This is a genomic window from Streptomyces sp. NPDC001920 (assembly GCF_053594495.1).
This window is the reverse complement of sequence record NZ_JBSFEP010000022.1, coordinates 18,858-35,148: the sequence shown is the minus strand read 5'-3', so window position 1 is coordinate 35,148 and position 16,291 is coordinate 18,858. Positions and strand designations below refer to the sequence as shown.

Annotated in this window: 14 protein-coding genes; 7 read left to right on the top strand and 7 right to left on the bottom strand. The window is 71.0% G+C overall.

The features are described 5' to 3' along the window. Positions 1–31: 31 nt before the first annotated feature. A complete protein-coding gene (locus ACWCPI_RS31340; RefSeq protein WP_451041328.1) occupies positions 32–643 on the bottom strand; it encodes a hypothetical protein in 612 nt (203 codons plus the stop codon). Positions 644–774: 131 nt separating this feature from the next. Between ACWCPI_RS31340 and ACWCPI_RS31335 the strand changes: the two genes are divergently transcribed. Then, on the top strand, positions 775–1,470 hold the full coding sequence (locus ACWCPI_RS31335; RefSeq protein WP_451041327.1) for a glycoside hydrolase family 75 protein: 696 nt from the start codon (positions 775–777) through the stop codon (positions 1,468–1,470). Between the two features lie 36 nt (positions 1,471–1,506). Here the strand turns inward: ACWCPI_RS31335 and ACWCPI_RS31330 are convergent, their stop codons facing one another. Beyond that, positions 1,507–2,427 (bottom strand): class I SAM-dependent methyltransferase, encoded by a 921-nt coding sequence (locus ACWCPI_RS31330; RefSeq protein ID WP_451041326.1) that lies wholly within the window; start codon positions 2,425–2,427, stop codon positions 1,507–1,509. A gap of 137 nt (positions 2,428–2,564) precedes the next feature. Here ACWCPI_RS31330 and ACWCPI_RS31325 point away from each other — a divergent pair, with 137 nt between their 5' ends. Then, on the top strand, positions 2,565–3,368 hold the full coding sequence (locus ACWCPI_RS31325) for a phytanoyl-CoA dioxygenase family protein (RefSeq protein WP_451041325.1): 804 nt from the start codon (positions 2,565–2,567) through the stop codon (positions 3,366–3,368). A 43-nt stretch (positions 3,369–3,411) separates the two neighbouring features. Here the strand turns inward: ACWCPI_RS31325 and ACWCPI_RS31320 are convergent, their stop codons facing one another. Next, on the bottom strand, positions 3,412–5,127 hold the full coding sequence (locus ACWCPI_RS31320; protein WP_451041324.1) for a glycoside hydrolase family 6 protein: 1,716 nt from the start codon (positions 5,125–5,127) through the stop codon (positions 3,412–3,414). A 500-nt stretch (positions 5,128–5,627) separates the two neighbouring features. Here ACWCPI_RS31320 and ACWCPI_RS31315 point away from each other — a divergent pair, with 500 nt between their 5' ends. Next, positions 5,628–8,543 (top strand): glycoside hydrolase family 48 protein, encoded by a 2,916-nt coding sequence (locus tag ACWCPI_RS31315; protein ID WP_451041323.1) that lies wholly within the window; start codon positions 5,628–5,630, stop codon positions 8,541–8,543. A 312-nt stretch (positions 8,544–8,855) separates the two neighbouring features. Then, positions 8,856–11,501, top strand: a complete 2,646-nt coding sequence (locus tag ACWCPI_RS31310) for a cellulose binding domain-containing protein (protein WP_451041322.1) — start codon at positions 8,856–8,858, stop codon at positions 11,499–11,501. 366 nt (positions 11,502–11,867) lie between these two features. Here ACWCPI_RS31310 and ACWCPI_RS31305 read toward each other — a convergent pair whose 3' ends face one another. Next, positions 11,868–12,812 (bottom strand): helix-turn-helix transcriptional regulator, encoded by a 945-nt coding sequence (locus ACWCPI_RS31305; protein WP_451041321.1) that lies wholly within the window; start codon positions 12,810–12,812, stop codon positions 11,868–11,870. Between the two features lie 39 nt (positions 12,813–12,851). Here ACWCPI_RS31305 and ACWCPI_RS31300 point away from each other — a divergent pair, with 39 nt between their 5' ends. Then, positions 12,852–13,331 (top strand): hypothetical protein, encoded by a 480-nt coding sequence (locus ACWCPI_RS31300; protein ID WP_451041320.1) that lies wholly within the window; start codon positions 12,852–12,854, stop codon positions 13,329–13,331. After that, complete coding sequence (locus ACWCPI_RS31295) at positions 13,328–13,804, top strand: hypothetical protein (protein ID WP_451041319.1); 477 nt, start codon at positions 13,328–13,330, stop codon at positions 13,802–13,804. The genes ACWCPI_RS31300 and ACWCPI_RS31295 overlap by 4 nt, the downstream gene beginning before the upstream one ends. On the opposite strand, the gene ACWCPI_RS31290 is transcribed toward ACWCPI_RS31295, so the two are convergent. Together ACWCPI_RS31290 and ACWCPI_RS31285 are read right to left on the bottom strand one after the other, a co-directional pair. Further along, positions 13,773–14,513 carry a class I SAM-dependent methyltransferase gene (locus tag ACWCPI_RS31290; protein ID WP_451041318.1) on the bottom strand — a complete coding sequence of 247 codons (741 nt, stop codon included), beginning with the start codon at positions 14,511–14,513 and terminating at the stop codon, positions 13,773–13,775. The genes ACWCPI_RS31295 and ACWCPI_RS31290 overlap by 32 nt on opposite strands. A gap of 5 nt (positions 14,514–14,518) precedes the next feature. Continuing rightward, entirely contained in the window at positions 14,519–14,821 is a 303-nt protein-coding gene (locus ACWCPI_RS31285) for a 4a-hydroxytetrahydrobiopterin dehydratase (protein ID WP_451041317.1), read from the bottom strand. A 172-nt stretch (positions 14,822–14,993) separates the two neighbouring features. Here ACWCPI_RS31285 and ACWCPI_RS31280 point away from each other — a divergent pair, with 172 nt between their 5' ends. Continuing rightward, positions 14,994–15,827 carry a helix-turn-helix domain-containing protein gene (locus tag ACWCPI_RS31280; protein ID WP_451041316.1) on the top strand — a complete coding sequence of 278 codons (834 nt, stop codon included), beginning with the start codon at positions 14,994–14,996 and terminating at the stop codon, positions 15,825–15,827. On the opposite strand, the gene ACWCPI_RS31275 is transcribed toward ACWCPI_RS31280, so the two are convergent. Beyond that, positions 15,809–16,234: a hypothetical protein gene (locus tag ACWCPI_RS31275; protein ID WP_451041315.1), complete on the bottom strand. Its 426-nt coding sequence runs from the start codon at positions 16,232–16,234 to the stop codon at positions 15,809–15,811. The two genes, ACWCPI_RS31280 and ACWCPI_RS31275, sit on opposite strands and share 19 nt — an antisense overlap. Between the last annotated feature and the right edge of the window lie 57 nt (positions 16,235–16,291).

Here is a 16,291-nt window from a genome sequence, read left to right as displayed (position 1 = left end):
CCCGCAGACGTGCCGATCCGGGCACGGCCCCTCAGTCGCCGCGCACGTCGGTGTAGACGACCTCGAACTCCTCCAGCCCGGTCACGGTGACGTGCGCCTTGGCCGCCCCTTCGTGCCTGGCCCCCGCCTGAGCCGAGCGGGACGCCTCCAGGGAGGCGTGGTCGACGAAGAGCACGCCGGCCAGCCCGCGCCCCCGCTCCCGGTCCACCATCAGCGTCGCCCTGGCCAGCCCCGTGAGCGTCTCCAGCCGGGGCACGACCGTCGCCCGGAACGTGTCGGCGAGCAGGTCCGCGTCCATGGGGTCGAACTCCAGGCGGGTGAGCCGCAGCCCACCGCCCGCCAGCGGCTGCCGCACCTGGTGGAAGACCAGGGCCTCGTAGTTCTCGACCGCCAGGGTCCCCGCGAACGGCTCCAGCATCGCCGCCCGCCGCTCGCGCAGCACCTCGTCGCTGTTGCGCCGGGCCTGCTCCGAGTTCCACCAGCTCGCCGCGAGGAGTTTCCCGAGCGTCCGGTCCACGAAGACGCTCGCCCCGCGGTAGCCCGGACGGTCCTCCAGCAGGTCGCGCCCCTCCGTGTTCATCGCCCTGATGGCACCGTCGATCTTCAGGGGATCGCCGGTCGTGTAAACGGCGCGTACGAACATGACACCTCCCGGGTAGCCGGGCTCATATCCCAAATGTTCGGCATGTCCAGTCTTCTACTGGGGTCATGGCACCGCAATCAGCCCACCAGGCCATGAGGCAAGGAAACGATCCCAGCAGGAGGAATCCCCACGTGCGCATTCGGATGCTGGCCCTGACCGGGGTCCTCGGCGCCGCGCTGCTCGCCGCCGGGCCGCTCCCGGCCAGGGCCTTCGGCGCCCCGGAACCGCTGTCCGGCCCGGAGAATCCGGTCAGCGCGGACGACCTGCTCGCGAAGGTGTCGTCCTGCGCGCAGGTCTCGAACGGCAGGTACCGTACCGATGCCGACGCCCCGGCCACGGTCCCCGTCTGCGGCAAGAACGGCGCCGTCTTCTGGAAGGCCGACATGGACATCGACTGCGACGGCCAGCGCACGGACAGATGCAACGAGAGCACCGACCCGTGGTTCCTGCCCGACACGGCGTTCCACCAGTCCGACGGCCTGCCCCTGCGGTCCGACACCCTGCCCTACGTCGTCGTTCCCGGCGCGAGCGCCGTCTGGGACTACGCGGCCGCCGGCATCAGGGGCGGCAGTGTGGCCGCCGTCGTCCACGACGACCAGGTGCTGTACGCCGTCGTCGGCGACACCGGCCCGCGGCAGATCATCGGCGAGGCCTCCTACGCCGCCGCCGAGCAGCTGGGCATCGACCCCGACCCGGCGGCCGGCGGCACGGCCTCGGGCGTGACGTACATCCTCTTCCCGAACTCCCGGGTCTCGCCCATCGAGGACCACGACACGGCCGTGGCACTGGGCGAGAAGCTCGCGCGGGAGTTCATCGGGGACGACTGAGCGCCGGGCCGTCGCCGGTGTGCTCCGAGGAGGGCGTCACTTCGCCCGCACGGCCGTGTACAGGGTCTGCGCCGCGAGCACGAACACATCGGGCCGATGGTGCAGGCTCGCCTTGTCGTCCGGGTCCAGAAGCCGGTCGAGGGTCGCGCGGTCGTCGGCGTCGAGACGCTCGCCGAGGCCCTCGCGGGTACGGGTCAGCGAGGCGACGACATAGGCGCGGGCCCGGTCCGTGGTCGGGGCGGGCAGGTCGAGCAGGAAGGTGCGGGTGCCGGTGGGCCGCAGGCCGGCGGCGGTGAGCAGCGCCGGCCAGTCCTCGGTCTCGGTGACGGAGCCGGGCAGGTCCGCCCGCATCGCGGCGAACCACTCCGCCTCCAGCGCGTCCAGGCGCGCCTGGAGCCCGGGGCGCCCGAAGCCGATGTCACGCGGCAGGAACCGGGCCGGCAGCCCGCCCTCCTGCAGTGCCAGGGTGCCGCCGCGTGCCAGTCGGTCGGCGAAGGCTGTGAGCGCGGCGCGCTGGTCGCCGAGGTGGTGCAGGCTGCGGCCCGCCCACAGCAGATCGGCGGGGTAGTCCAAGTCGTCCAGTACGCCAGGGAGTTCACCGGCGAGGGTGCCGAAGCGGTCGGCGACACCGAGCCGCTCGGCACGGTCCCGGGCCCGCTCCAGCAGCGGCTCGGACGCGTCGACGGCGACGACCCGGGCGCCGGGAAAGGCGTCGGCGAGCAGGCAGGCGACGACCCCGGGCCCGCTGCCCGCGTCCACGATCAGCCCCGGCTCGGTCTGCCGCTTCGCCAGCCAGGCCATGGCGTGCTCGTACAGGGGCGTGAACAGCTCCGCCTGCGCCTCCAGCAGCGGCGCCATCTCGCCCCAGTCGATGTCGCCGTGGTCGTGGTGATGGCCGTGGTGGCCGTGATGGAGGTCGTGGTGCTGCTGCTGGTGGTCGTGGTCCTCGTGCGCCATGGGGTCAGCCTCTCGTCCGGATGCCGCCAGCCTGCGCCGACGCACCGCCACCGGGCCACTGTCCTTGCCGTAACGGCAAAAGCGCCGCAGAAGAAAATCAGGTGCGGCGAGGACGTCCGGGCACCCACGATGGCGTCATGAACGACGAGATGGTGGAGCGCTTCCTCGAAGACGGTTTCGTGAAGATCGAGGGCGCCTTTCCACGACGCGTCGCCGAGCACTGCTCACGGCTGCTGTGGCGGGAGACGGGATACGCCCCCGAGGACCCCGGCACCTGGAAGGATCCCGTGCACTGGGTGTACGAGATGGCGCAGGGTCCGTTCGCGGCCGCCGTCAACACCCACGTGCTGCACGATGCCTTCGACATGCTGGTCGGTGAGGGCCGTTGGCAGTCACGCTACTCGCTGGGCAGTTTCCCGCTGCGCTTCCCGCACGAGGAGGAGCCCGCGGACGCCGGCTGGCACATCGAGGGCAGCTATGTACCCGAAGGCGCCCAGCACCCGCACACGAACCTGCGGTCGAAGGACCGCGCCCTGCTCATGCTGTTCCTGTTCAGCGACGTCTCCGAGGACGACGCCCCGACCCGCATCCGGGTCGGCTCGCATCTCGACGTACCGCCGGTCCTGGCGCCGTACGGCGAGGCGGGCGCCTCCTTCCTGGAACTCGGCCCCCAGGTCGCCGAGGCCTCGGCGCACCGCCCGCTCGCGTACGCCACCGGGCGTCCGGGCGACGTCTACCTCTGCCACCCCTTCCTGGTCCACGCCGCCCAGCCGCACCACGGCACCCGGCCCCGTTTCATGGCGCAGCCGCCGCTGCACCCGATGGAGCCGTACGAACTGGAGCGGGCCGACGGCCACTACTCGGCGGTGGAGTTCGCGATCCGCCGGGGCCTGGCCCAGGAGGGCCAGGCCCTGTCGTTTGGCCCCGCGACGCCGGGATGATCCAAACGACAGGGCCTGGACCCCGGCGGGGCGGCTCACCCCGTCAGGACAGGGGCGGGTACGCGTTCTGCATCAGCTGCCGGAACTGCGCCGAGAACCAGTGGCCGGACAGCGGGGCGTCGGGCAGGGCGCCGGACATGTTGTAGTTGTTGCGCGGATTGCCCGTGTAGGTCGGGTCGCACATCCGGTCGAAGCCCTTGCCCTCGTCGTTCGGGATCTCCTTGCTGGCGCCGTCGGACTCACCCGGCGGCTTCATCCAGACGTACGCGTCGATCCCGGTGGCCGGGTTGGCCTGCGGGCGCTCGCCGAGGCCGGCCCCGGACTGGTTGCACCAGTTGCCGACGTGGAAACGGCGGTCGTAGCGGCCGCCCTCGACGTACGTGTCGACGTTCGTCGTCGCACCGGGTCCGGTCGGCCGTGCACTGCCGCCCCAGCCGTTGCGGGAGGTGTCGATCAGCATGCCGACACCTGCGTTGAACCCGGCCGTGACCGCCTGGTTGCGGAAGGCCTGCGCGAAGGACAGCTCGTCGGTGTACCGGTTCCAGTCCACCCACTTGGACTCGCGGACCGACTTGCCGCCGACCGTGTCGTCGATGCTGAAGTTGTTCTCCTTCAGGGCGCTGAAGTTGGCCGTGTTGGTGATGAAGCCGTGCACGTCGTTGACGGTGGCGCCCTCGGTGGTGGCCGCCTCCTTCATCAGTGCGGCGCTGGGGGCGAAGTTGTCGTCCCAGCCGATCCAGCCGTGGTGGCCGGCGTCGATGTAGTTGTAGACGTTGGGTACGTCACCAAGCTTGTTCAGGGCGTAGCCGACGCCCTTCTGGTAGTTGCCGTTGGCCTTCATCACATCGCACTGGGGCGTGGCGGTCGGACGGCTGCCGGTGTTGGTGACCAGGTTCGGCAGCGAGTCGATCTCGATGGCGTTCACGATCCGCAGCGAGGCGTACTTCGGGTCGGCGAGGATCGCGGCGATCGGGTCGATGTACTCGGTCTTGTAGCGCCCGATCTCCGTCGGTCCGAGCTCGCCGTTGGAGGCGAGGGCGGAGCAGTCGCGGCCCGGCAGGTTGTAGATGACCAGCTGGACGACGAGCTCGCCGGAGCCCTTCTGACGCAGCGCCTCGTCGAGGTGGGCGCGCAGGCCCATCTTGCCGTTGGCGCCGTTGACGGCGGCGATGCGGTCGAGCCAGACACCGGTGGGCTGGTCGGCGACGCGGCTGCCACCCGGCTCGGCGGCGGCGTTCGCGGACCACTGCGGGTTCACGTACACCTTGGCGCCGGAGTACGGGTTGTCGACCCGCGGGCCGGTCGGGTCGGGCGGCGGATCCGTGGGACCCCCCGAGCCGTCGTCGACGTTGCAGGCCACGCCGTCGAGGGTGAAGGTGGCCGGGATCGCGTTGGTGCCGCTGTAGGAGGCCTGGAAGCCGAAGCTGACCGAACCGCCGGTGGACAGCGTCCCGTTGTAGGACTCGTTGGCCGCGGTGACGGCCGCACCGCTCTGGCTCACCTTGGCGTTCCAGCCGCTGGTGATCTTCTGGTTCCCGGCGTACGACCACTTGACCGACCAGTTCGACTTGGCGGCGCCCTGGTTGGTGACCGTGACGGCGGCGGTGAAGCCGGTGTCCCACTGGTTCTGCACCTTGTAGTCGACGGTGCAGGGCACGGCGGCCGTGCCGACCGGGTCGGGGTGCGCGGCGAGCGCGGTCCCCGAGGCCCCGGCGACCAGCGCCAGGGCGGCGAGCATCGCTGTTCTGGTACGAGTCATGAGTGCGGGTTTCCTTCTGCGTGAGGGAGGTTGTCCGTCGAGGGCGCGCAGGTGAGCACGCGGCCCGTTGCCGTACGAGGTGGGGGGGTTGTGGCGTGGCTGGAGAACCGCCGTCCCGGACGCCGGGCAGGACCACCGTCGCCACGGCGATCGGCCCGACCATGACGCGAGGAACCCGGCGTCGACACGCGCGCCGGTGCCGACCGCGCCGGCGAAGGCTGAAAGTACTGAACGCGGGGGGTGTCGCATGAGCGACTCCTTGCAGATCAAGCGCGTCGGGACGGACGCGTCGACTGATGGAACCGCTCCCACTGGTGCCCATGAAGCTAGCGCCAAGTGACGCTGAAGGACAGAGGAGTTACTGACTTTCGCTCAACTGAACGCATCGAATCTTTTCGACTCTTCAAGCACCTTGACCGCTTGCATACCCGTCCCCACTATGGGAGCGCTCCCACTGGTTCAAGCCTTGACCTCTCCGAGCCGCGAGGAGGAACCAGCACGTGCATCCCCCACGCAGACGCAGGGCCGTACGACGGTTGTGGACGGCCGTCGTAGCGACCTTGGCGCTTCCCTTGACGATGTTGAGTACGGGTTCGACTCCCGCTCAGGCGGCGGCACTTCAGTGCAGTGTCGACTACAGGACCAACGACTGGGGTTCGGGTTTCACCGCGGACCTGACCCTCACCAACCGCGGAACGGACGCCATCGACGGCTGGACCCTGACGTACAGCTACGCGGGCAACCAGAAGCTCAGCAACGGCTGGAACGGCACCTGGTCGCAGTCCGGGCAGTCGATCACGGTGAAGGACGCCGGGCACAACAAGCGGATCGCCGCCGGTGCCGCCGTCTCCACCGGTGCCCAGTTCAGCTACAGCGGCGCCAACGCCGCCCCGACGAACTTCGCGATCAACGGCACCGCCTGCACCGGCGCCCACCAGCCCCCCATCACCGTACTGACCAGCCCGGCGGCGGGCGCCGTCTACACCAGCGGTGACGCCGTGCCGCTCGCGGCGACCGCGGCCGCCGCGGACGGCGCGTCGATCAGCAAGGTCGAGTTCTACGACGACACCACACTGCTGGGCACGGACACCACGGCGCCCTACTCGCTGTCGGTCTCCAGCCTTGCCGTGGGCGGCCATTCGCTGCTGGCCAAGGCGTACGACAGCCTGGGCGCGTCCGCCGAGTCCACTCCCGTCGGCATCACCGTGGCCTCGGGCCCCGCCGTGGTGGCCTCAGCGACCCAACTGGCCGTGCAGGCGGGCAAGTCCGGCTCCTACGACGTGAAGCTGTCCACCCAGCCGTCCTCGAACGTGACCGTGACCACCGCCCGGACCGGCGGCAACTCCGGCCTGTCGGTGACCGGTGGCGCCTCGCTCACCTTCACGCCCTCGAACTGGAACACCGCCCAGAAGGTGACCATCACGGCCGACAGCTCCGGCACCGGCTCGGCGACCTTCGAGTCGTCCGCCGACGGCCACGCGAAGGCCTCGGTCACGGTGACCCAGATCGCGGCGGCGAAGGTGTACGACGCCCGCTTCCTGGAGATGTACGGCAAGATCACCAACCCGGCGAACGGCTACTTCTCGCCCGAGGGCATCCCGTACCACTCGGTCGAGACGCTGATCGTCGAGGCACCGGACCACGGCCACGAGACCACGTCCGAGGCCTACAGCTACCTGCTGTGGCTGCAGGCGATGTACGGCAAGGTCACGGGTGACTGGTCCAAGTTCAACGGCGCCTGGGAGATCATGGAGAAGTACATGATCCCCACCCGCGCCGACCAGCCGGCCAACTCCTTCTACAACGCCTCCAAGCCGGCGACGTACGCGCCCGAGCTGGACACGCCGAACCAGTACCCGGCCAAGCTCGACACCGGGGTCTCGGTCGGCCGGGACCCGATCGCGGCCGAACTGAAGAGCGCGTACGGCACGGACGACATCTACGGCATGCACTGGATCCAGGACGTCGACAACGTCTACGGCTACGGCAACGCGCCGGGCAAGTGCGCGGCGGGGCCGACGGACCAGGGACCGTCGTACATCAACACCTTCCAGCGCGGTCCGCAGGAGTCGGTGTGGGAGACGGTGCCGCACCCGACCTGCGACGCCTTCAAGTACGGCGGCAAGAACGGCTACCTGGACCTGTTCACCGGTGACGCCTCCTACGCCAAGCAGTGGAAGTTCACCAACGCCCCGGATGCCGACGCGCGTGCGGTGCAGGCCGCGTACTGGGCCGACAAGTGGGCCGACGAGCAGGGCAAGGGCGGCCAGATCTCCGCGACCGTGGCCAAGGCCGCGAAGATGGGCGACTACCTGCGCTACGCGATGTACGACAAGTACTTCAAGAAGATCGGCAACTGCGTCGGTCCGTCGACCTGCCCGGCCGGCACCGGCAAGGACGCCTCGATGTACCTGCTGTCCTGGTACTACGCCTGGGGCGGTGCCACCGACACCTCGGCGGGCTGGGCCTGGCGCATCGGCTCCAGCCACGCGCACGGCGGCTACCAGAACCCGATGGCCGCGTACGCCCTGGCCAACTACGCCGACCTGAAGCCCAAGTCGGCGACGGGACAGGCGGACTGGGCCAAGTCCCTGGAACGGCAGATCGAGTTCTACCGCTGGCTGCAGTCCAGCGAGGGCGCGATCGCGGGCGGGGCGACCAACAGCTGGGCGGGCCGGTACGCCACGCCGCCCGCGGGCAAGTCGACCTTCTACGGCATGTACTACGACCAGCAGCCCGTCTACCACGACCCGCCGTCCAACCAGTGGTTCGGCTTCCAGGCGTGGTCGATGGAGCGGGTGGCCGAGTACTACCAGCAGACGGGGAACGCGGCCGCGAAGGCCGTCCTCGACAAGTGGGTCGACTGGGCGCTGTCCGAGACGACCGTCAACCCGGACGGCACCTTCCGGATCCCGGCGACGCTTCAGTGGTCGGGGCAGCCCGACACCTGGAACCCGTCGAGTCCGGGCGCCAACAGCGGGCTCCATGTCACCGTCGCCGACTACACCGACGACGTCGGTGTGGCGGCCGCGTACGCCAAGACCCTGACGTACTACGCCGACCGCTCCGGTGACACCGCGGCCGCGACCACGGCCAAGGCGCTCCTGGACGGCATGTGGAAGAACCACCAGGACGACCTCGGCATCGCCGTCCCGGAGACCCGCGCGGACTACAACCGCTTCGACGACCCGGTCCACATCCCGAGCGGCTGGACGGGCACCATGCCGAACGGGGACGCGATCAACTCGTCGTCGACCTTCGACTCGATCCGCTCGTTCTACAAGGACGACCCGGCCTGGTCGAAGATCGAGGCGTATCTCGCGGGCGGTGCGGCGCCGTCGTTCACGTACCACCGGTTCTGGGCCCAGGCGGACATCGCCCTGGCCATGGGTTCGTACGCGGAGCTTCTCGAATAGGTCCCCGCCGGGCGCTCCGCGGGTCGGGCGGTGTCCTGCCCCGGGTCCCCATCCGTTGTGGCTGGTCGCGCCCACGCGGCGGAGCCGCATCCGGAAGCGGTCCCGCGTCCCTCACGGGGCACCGCAGGCACCGCCTCTTCCCCGGAACCGCCTGAAAGGTTCCGCGTACGCGGTCTCGTCACCTGACGGCGAGGCCTGTGTGCCGGGCGGCCCCCTCCCGCACGGGGGGCCGCCCGGCACTTGCGCCCTGCGTGGAAAGCACTTGCCCCGACGCGCTTCTGCGTTCCCCCCACGTCCGGGAAAGGACACCCCGTGCGAAGAACCCGCATCCTCACGGCGGTGCTGGCACTCGCGGCCGGCCTGCTCGCGGGCATTCCGCCCGCGCTGGCCGCCGACAGGGCCCCGCAGACGGCTCTCGCCGCCGACACCTACACCTGGAAGAACGCCCGCATCGACGGCGGCGGTTTCGTCCCCGGCATCGTCTTCAACCGCAACGAGAGGAACCTCGCCTACGCCCGCACCGACATCGGCGGCGCCTACCGCTGGCAGCAGTCGACGAAGACCTGGACGCCGCTGCTGGACTCCGTGGGCTGGGACGACTGGGGGCACACGGGCGTGGTGAGCCTGGCGTCCGACTCCGTCGACCCGAACCGGGTGTACGCGGCGGTGGGCACGTACACCAACGGCTGGGACCCGAATAACGGCGCGGTCATGCGCTCCTCCGACCGGGGCGCCAGCTGGCAGAAGACGAACCTGCCGTTCAAGCTGGGCGGCAACATGCCGGGCCGCGGCATGGGTGAGCGGCTGGCGGTCGACCCGAACAAGAACAGCGTGCTGTACCTGGGCGCCCCCAGCGGCAAGGGGTTGTGGCGGTCGACGGACTTCGGGGTGACCTGGTCGCAGGTGGCGAACTTCCCCAACGCCGGCAATTACGTGCAGGATCCGAGCGACACCAGCGGGTACGCCAGCGACAACCAGGGGATCGTCTGGGTCACGTTCGACGAGTCCACGGGGACGTCCCGGAACGCCACGAAGACGCTCTACGTCGGTGTCGCCGACAAGGACAACGCCGTGTACCGCTCGACCGACGCGGGGGCCACCTGGTCCCGGGTCGCCGGGCAGCCCACGGGACACCTGGCGCACAAGGGCGTCCTAAACGCGACGAACGGCTACCTCTACCTCGCCTACAGCGACAAGGGCGGCCCCTACGACGGCGGCAAGGGCCGGTTGTGGCGGTACGCCACGGCGACCGGGACCTGGAAGGACATCAGCCCGGTGGCGGAGGCCGACACGTACTACGGCTTCAGCGGGCTGACCGTCGACCGGCTGAAGCCAGGCACGGTGATGGCGACGGCGTACAGCTCCTGGTGGCCGGACACCCAGATCTTCCGTTCGACCGACAGCGGCGGAACCTGGACGAAGGCGTGGGACTACACGTCGTACCCCACCCGCGAGAACCGCTACACGATGGACGTCTCCTCGTCGCCCTGGCTGACCTGGGGCGCCGACCCGTCACCGCCCGAGCAGACCCCGAAGCTCGGCTGGATGACGGAGGCCCTGGAGATCGACCCGTTCGACTCGGACCGCATGATGTACGGCACGGGCGCGACGATCTACGGCACCGAGAACCTCACCGGCTGGGACAGCGGAGCCAAGTTCACCATCAAGCCGATGGTGCAGGGCCTGGAGGAGACGGCCGTCAACGACCTCGCCTCTCCCCCGTCGGGCGCGCCGCTGCTCAGCGCTCTGGGCGACATCGGCGGCTTCCGTCACACGGACCTGGACAAGGTCCCGTCGATGATGTTCACCCAGCCCGATTTCACCACGACCACGAGCCTGGACTTCGCCGAGTCGAACCCGAGCGCGGTCGTGCGGGTCGGCAATCTGGACTCCGGTCCGCACATCGCGTTCTCGACGGACAACGGGGCCAACTGGTTCGCGGGGACCGACCCCTCGGGCGTCAGTGAGGGCGGCACGGTGGCCGCGGCGGCCGACGGCAGCCGGTTCGTGTGGAGTCCCGGCGGTACGGGCGTGCGGTACACACAGGGCTTCGGCACCTCGTGGCAGACGTCGAGCGGGATCCCGGCCGGCGCGGTCGTCGAGTCCGACCGGGTGGACCCGAAGGTCTTCTACGGCTTCAAGTCCGGGAAGTTCTACGTCAGTACGGACGGCGGCGCCACCTTCACCGCGTCCTCGGCCACCGGGCTGCCGAGTGATGACAGCGTCCGCTTCAAGGCGCTGCCCGGGACCAAGGGCGACGTCTGGCTGGCGGGCGGCGCGTACGGCCTGTGGCACTCGACGGACGGCGGCGCGAGCTTCACCAGGCTCTCGAACGTCGAGCAGGCCGACACGATCGGCTTCGGCAAGGCGGCGCCGGGAGCCTCGTACCAGACCCTCTACACCAGCGCGAAGATCGGCGGCGTCCGCGGCATCTTCCGCTCCACCGACAAGGGCGCGAGTTGGACCCGTATCAACGACGACGCCCACCAGTGGGGCTGGACGGGAGCGGCGATCACGGGTGACCCGCGGGTGTACGGGCGCGTGTACGTGGCGACCAACGGGCGCGGGGTCGTCTACGGCGACACCTCCGACAGCGGCACGACGGATCCCGGGCCCGGCCCCGATCCGACGCCCACCGGCGGTTGCACGGTGACGTACACGGTCACCAGCCAGTGGTCGGGCGGCTTCCAGGCGGACGTGCGGCTCACCAACACCGGCGCCGGAGCCTGGAGCGGCTGGTCGCTCGGCTGGTCCTTCGCCGACGGCCAGCGGATCACCCAGGCGTGGAACGCCGAGCACACCCAGTCGGGGGCTGCGGTGACCGCGAAGAACGTCGGCTGGAACGGGAACGTGGCGGCCGGTTCGTCCGTGAGTTTCGGGTTCACGGGGAGTTGGTCGGGCGCCAACGCGAAACCGGCCGCGTTCAAGCTGGGTGACCGTGGTTGCAAGGTGAGTTGAGCCCGGGGCGCGTGCCGGCTCCCAGGCACGCGCCCCGGGCCGTCTGCTACCGCTTCCACTCCCCGGCCTGCTGGGCGAAGCCCGAGTCCATCGCGAAGGTGACGGTCGCCGCCTTCGACGCCCTTGAGGGCGAACGTGTCCCCGACCTCGGCGACCTCGGACGCGGCGCTGCTCTTGTCGTCGGCGGGCTCCTTCCCGTCGCCGCCGCCGGCCGTCCGGGGCGTGCACACCGCCGGACGTGGAGCGGTGGCCATGCCGCCACCGCCTGGGGAACCTCCCGGGAAGGCGGACGGGCCTCGTCTGTCCCCACCGCGCGCACCGGGACCGCCGGTTCCGCGTGGCGGACCGCACGCGACGGGAGAGCTGTCAGCCGTACCGCGCCATCAGTTCCCGTACGGTCGCCGCGATCCGCTCCCGCAGGGCCACGGGCCGGAGAACCTCGATGTCCGCGCCCAGCCGCAGGAACTCCCCGTGCGCGTGGTCGACGGACTCGATGGGGACGGTGGCCAGCGTCCAGCCCTCCTCGTCGGTACGCCCGTTGTCCCGGACCGCCACCGCCATCGGCCCGTCGAGCCGCGCACCGGGAGCCAGCCGGACCAGCGCCTCGCCCTGCCGGAGCCGGTCGTGGAAGTCGCGCTGGTACGCCGCCCAGTAGGCGGCCAGCTCGAAGTCGTCGGACCGGGTGAACTCCTCGTCCGACGCGGTCAGTTCCAGGATCTGGTCGACGCGGAAGGTACGGGGGCCAGGACCCGCGACGACGTACCAGCGGCCCGCCTTGAGGACGAGCCCGTACGGCTCCAGACGGCGCTCCACATCGGTGGGCTCGTGCCAGCGGCGATACCGCACGTGCAGGACGCGGCTGTGCCAGACGGCGTCGGCCACCGCGGGAAGGTACGGGGTCTCGTCGGCGTCGGCGTACCAGCCCGGTGCGTCCAGGTGGAAGCGGCCGCTGATCCGGTCGGCGTGGCCGCGCAGTTCCACGGGCAGCGCGGCCCGGACCTTGAGCTGGGCGGTGGCCAGGACCGAGCCGAGACCGAGCTGGGCGGCTGGGCCGGGGGCCCCGGCGAGGAAGAGGGCCTCGGCCTCGCCGGTGGTCAGTCCGGTGAGGCGGGTGCGGTAGCCGTCGAGGAGGCGGTAGCCACCGGCGTGCCCGGCGTCGCCGTACAGCGGGACGCCGGCCGCCCCCAGCGCCTCGACGTCCCGGTAGACCGTGCGCACCGACACCTGCAGTTCCTCGGCGAGTTGCGCGGCCGTCATCCGGCCGCGGGTCTGGAGCAGCAGGAGGATCGAGACGAGTCGGCTGGACTTCACTGCCACAGGATGTCAGTGAAGCGCCTCTAGCGTGCCGCCATGCCTTTCAGCGAAAAGCTGCTGACCGTGCCGCCGCCCGTCGAGGTGGCCGGGCGGCACGTCAAGCGCTACCACGTCACCACCGAGCCCGCGGGCATAGCGCCCGAGGTCGCGAAGGCGGCGTACGAGATCCTGCCCAAGCTGCTGCCGGAGCCGGACGGCACGCCGCCCGCGACCTTCGTGGTGCTGCACCGGGGCGGCGACGACGGCGCCTACCTGAACGCCTACAGCTGGGTGTGGGACAACGTCCTGCACTTCCGGGGCGCCGCGGCGGGCCAGCCGGTGCTGGGCTGCCCGGACCTCGACCCCACCCACTTCACCGTCACGGACCTGCCGTGGATCGGCTGCGTCTGGGAGCTCCCGCCGATCCTGCACGAACGAAACGCCTGGGTACGGCACCTGCTCGCGCCCGAAGTCCCGGACCTCGCGGCCTACCTGGCCGACTCCCTGCCCGAAGGAACCACTGGAGACCGCACATGAGCAGCGCGCACGACTTCGACTTCTTCCACGGCGAGTGGGAGGTCCTCAACCGCCGCCGCACCGACTTCCTCGACCCGGACAGCGGCTGGGAGGAGTTCCCCGCGACCAGCTGGTGCCGGCCGCTGTTCGACGGGGCCGCGAACCTCGATGAGATCGACATGCCGAGGCTGTCGGCGAAGGGTGCGACGCTGCGGCTGTTCGACGGGGAGACGCAGCGGTGGTCGCTGCACTGGGCGTCAAGCGTGAGCGGGAAGCTCTTCCCGCCCGTCGTCGGCCGGTTCGAGGGCGGGCGTGGCGAGTTCTACGGCGACGACGTCCATGACCACCAGGAGGTGCGGGTCCGGTTCGTGTGGTCGGGTGTCTCGCCGCGGTCGGCCCGCTGGGAGCAGGCGTTCTCCGTGGACGGCGGGCGGACCTGGCTGACCAACTGGACCATGGACTTCACCCGGGCTTGCGGAACGCCCGCAGGGTGAACACCGGGTCGGGGCGGGGCACGTCCTGGTCCGGCAGCCGTGCCAGCCGGGCGGCGAACTCGTCTGCGAGGGGATCACCGGGCGGCAGGGTGACGAACCAGCCGCGACGCAGGTCGGCGATGGTGCGGCGGGGGCTGCGGCCCTGTCCGCGGCCGGTGAAGCGGGCCCGGCCGGACGGGAGCAGGCCGTGGCCGAGGGCGTACGACTCGACCACGGCCGCCGCGTCCCGGGCCGGGCTGCGCGGGCGGGACGCGAGTACGGCATCGATGTCACTGCCCACGTTGTGGGCGGCGGCCTTGTCGACCGTGGTGACATAGACCCCGCCCGGCCGCAGCACCCGGGCGCACTCCGCGACGACCGCCCGCGCGTCCTCGTCGCTCTGCGCCAGATGCAGCAGCCACACGCTGCTGACGGCGTCGAAGCGGCCGTCCTGGAACGGCAGCCGCCGGCCGTCCGCGAGCACCACGGCGCCCGGCAGCCGGGCGGCGGCCTGCCGGGCCATGTTGGTCGCGAGGTCGACGCCGGTGACGCGCAGGCCGTCCCGTTCGGCGAGCCGTCGCGTGACGATGCCGGTGCCGCACGCCACGTCGAGCAGGCGCCGCGTCCCCTCCGGCAGGAGTCCGAGCACCGCCCGGGCCGCGGCCGCCGCCCTGGGTTCGCCGCCGCGCGAGGCGTCGTACCGCTGCGCTTCCTCGTCGTAGTCGAGCACGCGCCTCAGTGTGCCCCGTGGCCCGGGGCGAGCGCCTCGATCTTCCGCGCGAGGTCGAAGTCCCGCTCGGTCACCGCGGCCACGGTGTGCGTGTTCACGGTGAGGGACACGGTGTTGTAGCCGAGGGTGAGGTCGGAGTGGTGGTCGAGCTCCTCCTGGACCTGGGCGATGTGGACGACCATCGCCGTGGCCGCGAAGTGCGAGGGCAGCCGGTAGGAGCGCGCGATGCGGTCGCCGTCCAGCGACCAGCCGGGCAGCTCCGCGAGCCGGTCCTCGATCTCCTTCTGCGACAGCGGTTCGAGGGGCATGGCCTCGCTCCTTCCTGGACGGGGGGTTCCTCCTCAGACTGCCACAGCCGGAGCTCCGCCGGCCGTTCGGCGCGGCGCCGGGCCGGTGCCCGGTCGCACCACGCCGTCCCGTCCCGGAGGCGGTGGCCACAGCGCGACCACTTCCACGCGCTCCTCGACTACGGTCGTACCCATGACCACTGCCACGCCCCGAGACGCCGCGCCGCCCGCCACCGCACCGGTCGACCGGGGCGTGGGCCCCCTGCTACGGGCCTGGCGGGAGCAACGGCGGGTCAGCCAGTTGGAGTTGGCGCTGCGGGCCGACTCCTCGGCGCGGCACATCAGCTTCATCGAGACGGGCCGTTCGCGTCCGAGCGAGGAGATGGTGCTGCGGCTGGCCGAACATCTGGACGTGCCGGTGCGCGAGCGCAACGCGCTGCTGCTGGCGGCCGGCTACGCCCCCCGCTATCCGGAGACCCCGCTGACCGATCCCGCGCTGGACGCGCTCCGCGCGGGCCTGGAGCGCCTGATCCAGGGCTACGAGCCCTACCCCGCCGTGGTGGTCGACGCGATGTACAACGTCCACGCGGCCAACCGGGGCATCCTGATGCTGCTCGACGGCGTCCCCGAGCACCTTCTGGCACCCCCGCTGAACGCGATGCGCCTGACCCTGCACCCGGAGGGCCTCGCACCGCGCATCCGCAACCTGCGCGAGTGGCGCGGGCACCTGCTCGACCAGATGGCCCGGCAGATCGCGCTGCGCCGTTCGGAGCCGCTGAAGAAGCTGTACGAGGAGGTGGCGGCCTATCCGGTGCCGCCCGAGACACCCGGAAGCGAGCCGGCCGAGCCGGTCCCGTACTTCGCGCTGCCGATGCAGGTCGAGCACGAGGGCCGCGTGCTGTCCTTCATCTCCTCCATCTCCACCTTCAACACGCCGATGGACGTGACCGTCGCCGAACTGGCCGTCGAGACCTTCCTCCCGGCCGACCCGGCGACGGTCAAGTACCTTCAGTCGATGGTGGCCTGACGCATCTTCAGCGCCGCGTGCTGGAGCACGGCGAACCCGGCGACGGTGAGCGCCTGGAGCACGGTCCACACGGCGCCGGCGGTGGTCGGCGACAGCCACAGCGCCAGCGCGGCGAGACTCACCACGGCCCAGGCGAGGTTGGCCTCGATCACGGCCCGCACGGGGAACGCGGCGGGCCGGGGACGGGAGGCGAGCAGTCCGACGCCCGCTCCGTACACGGTGAGGAACGCGCCGAGTCCGAGCAACAGGCCCGAGTCCACCCCGAGGAGACGGCCGAGAGGGCCGGACACCGCGAGGTAGGCGATCCCGTTCGCCCCGGTCACCACGGCGTCCAGGGCCAGGAAGCGGCGCAGCACGGTCTGCGGGTCGGAGGTCCGGGCGAGCGCGGCGAGCGAGGTGGCGGACATGGTGAATCACCCTCCGTCGAGGTCGAGTTGCGATGCCGAGGCCCGGACTCCGGAACG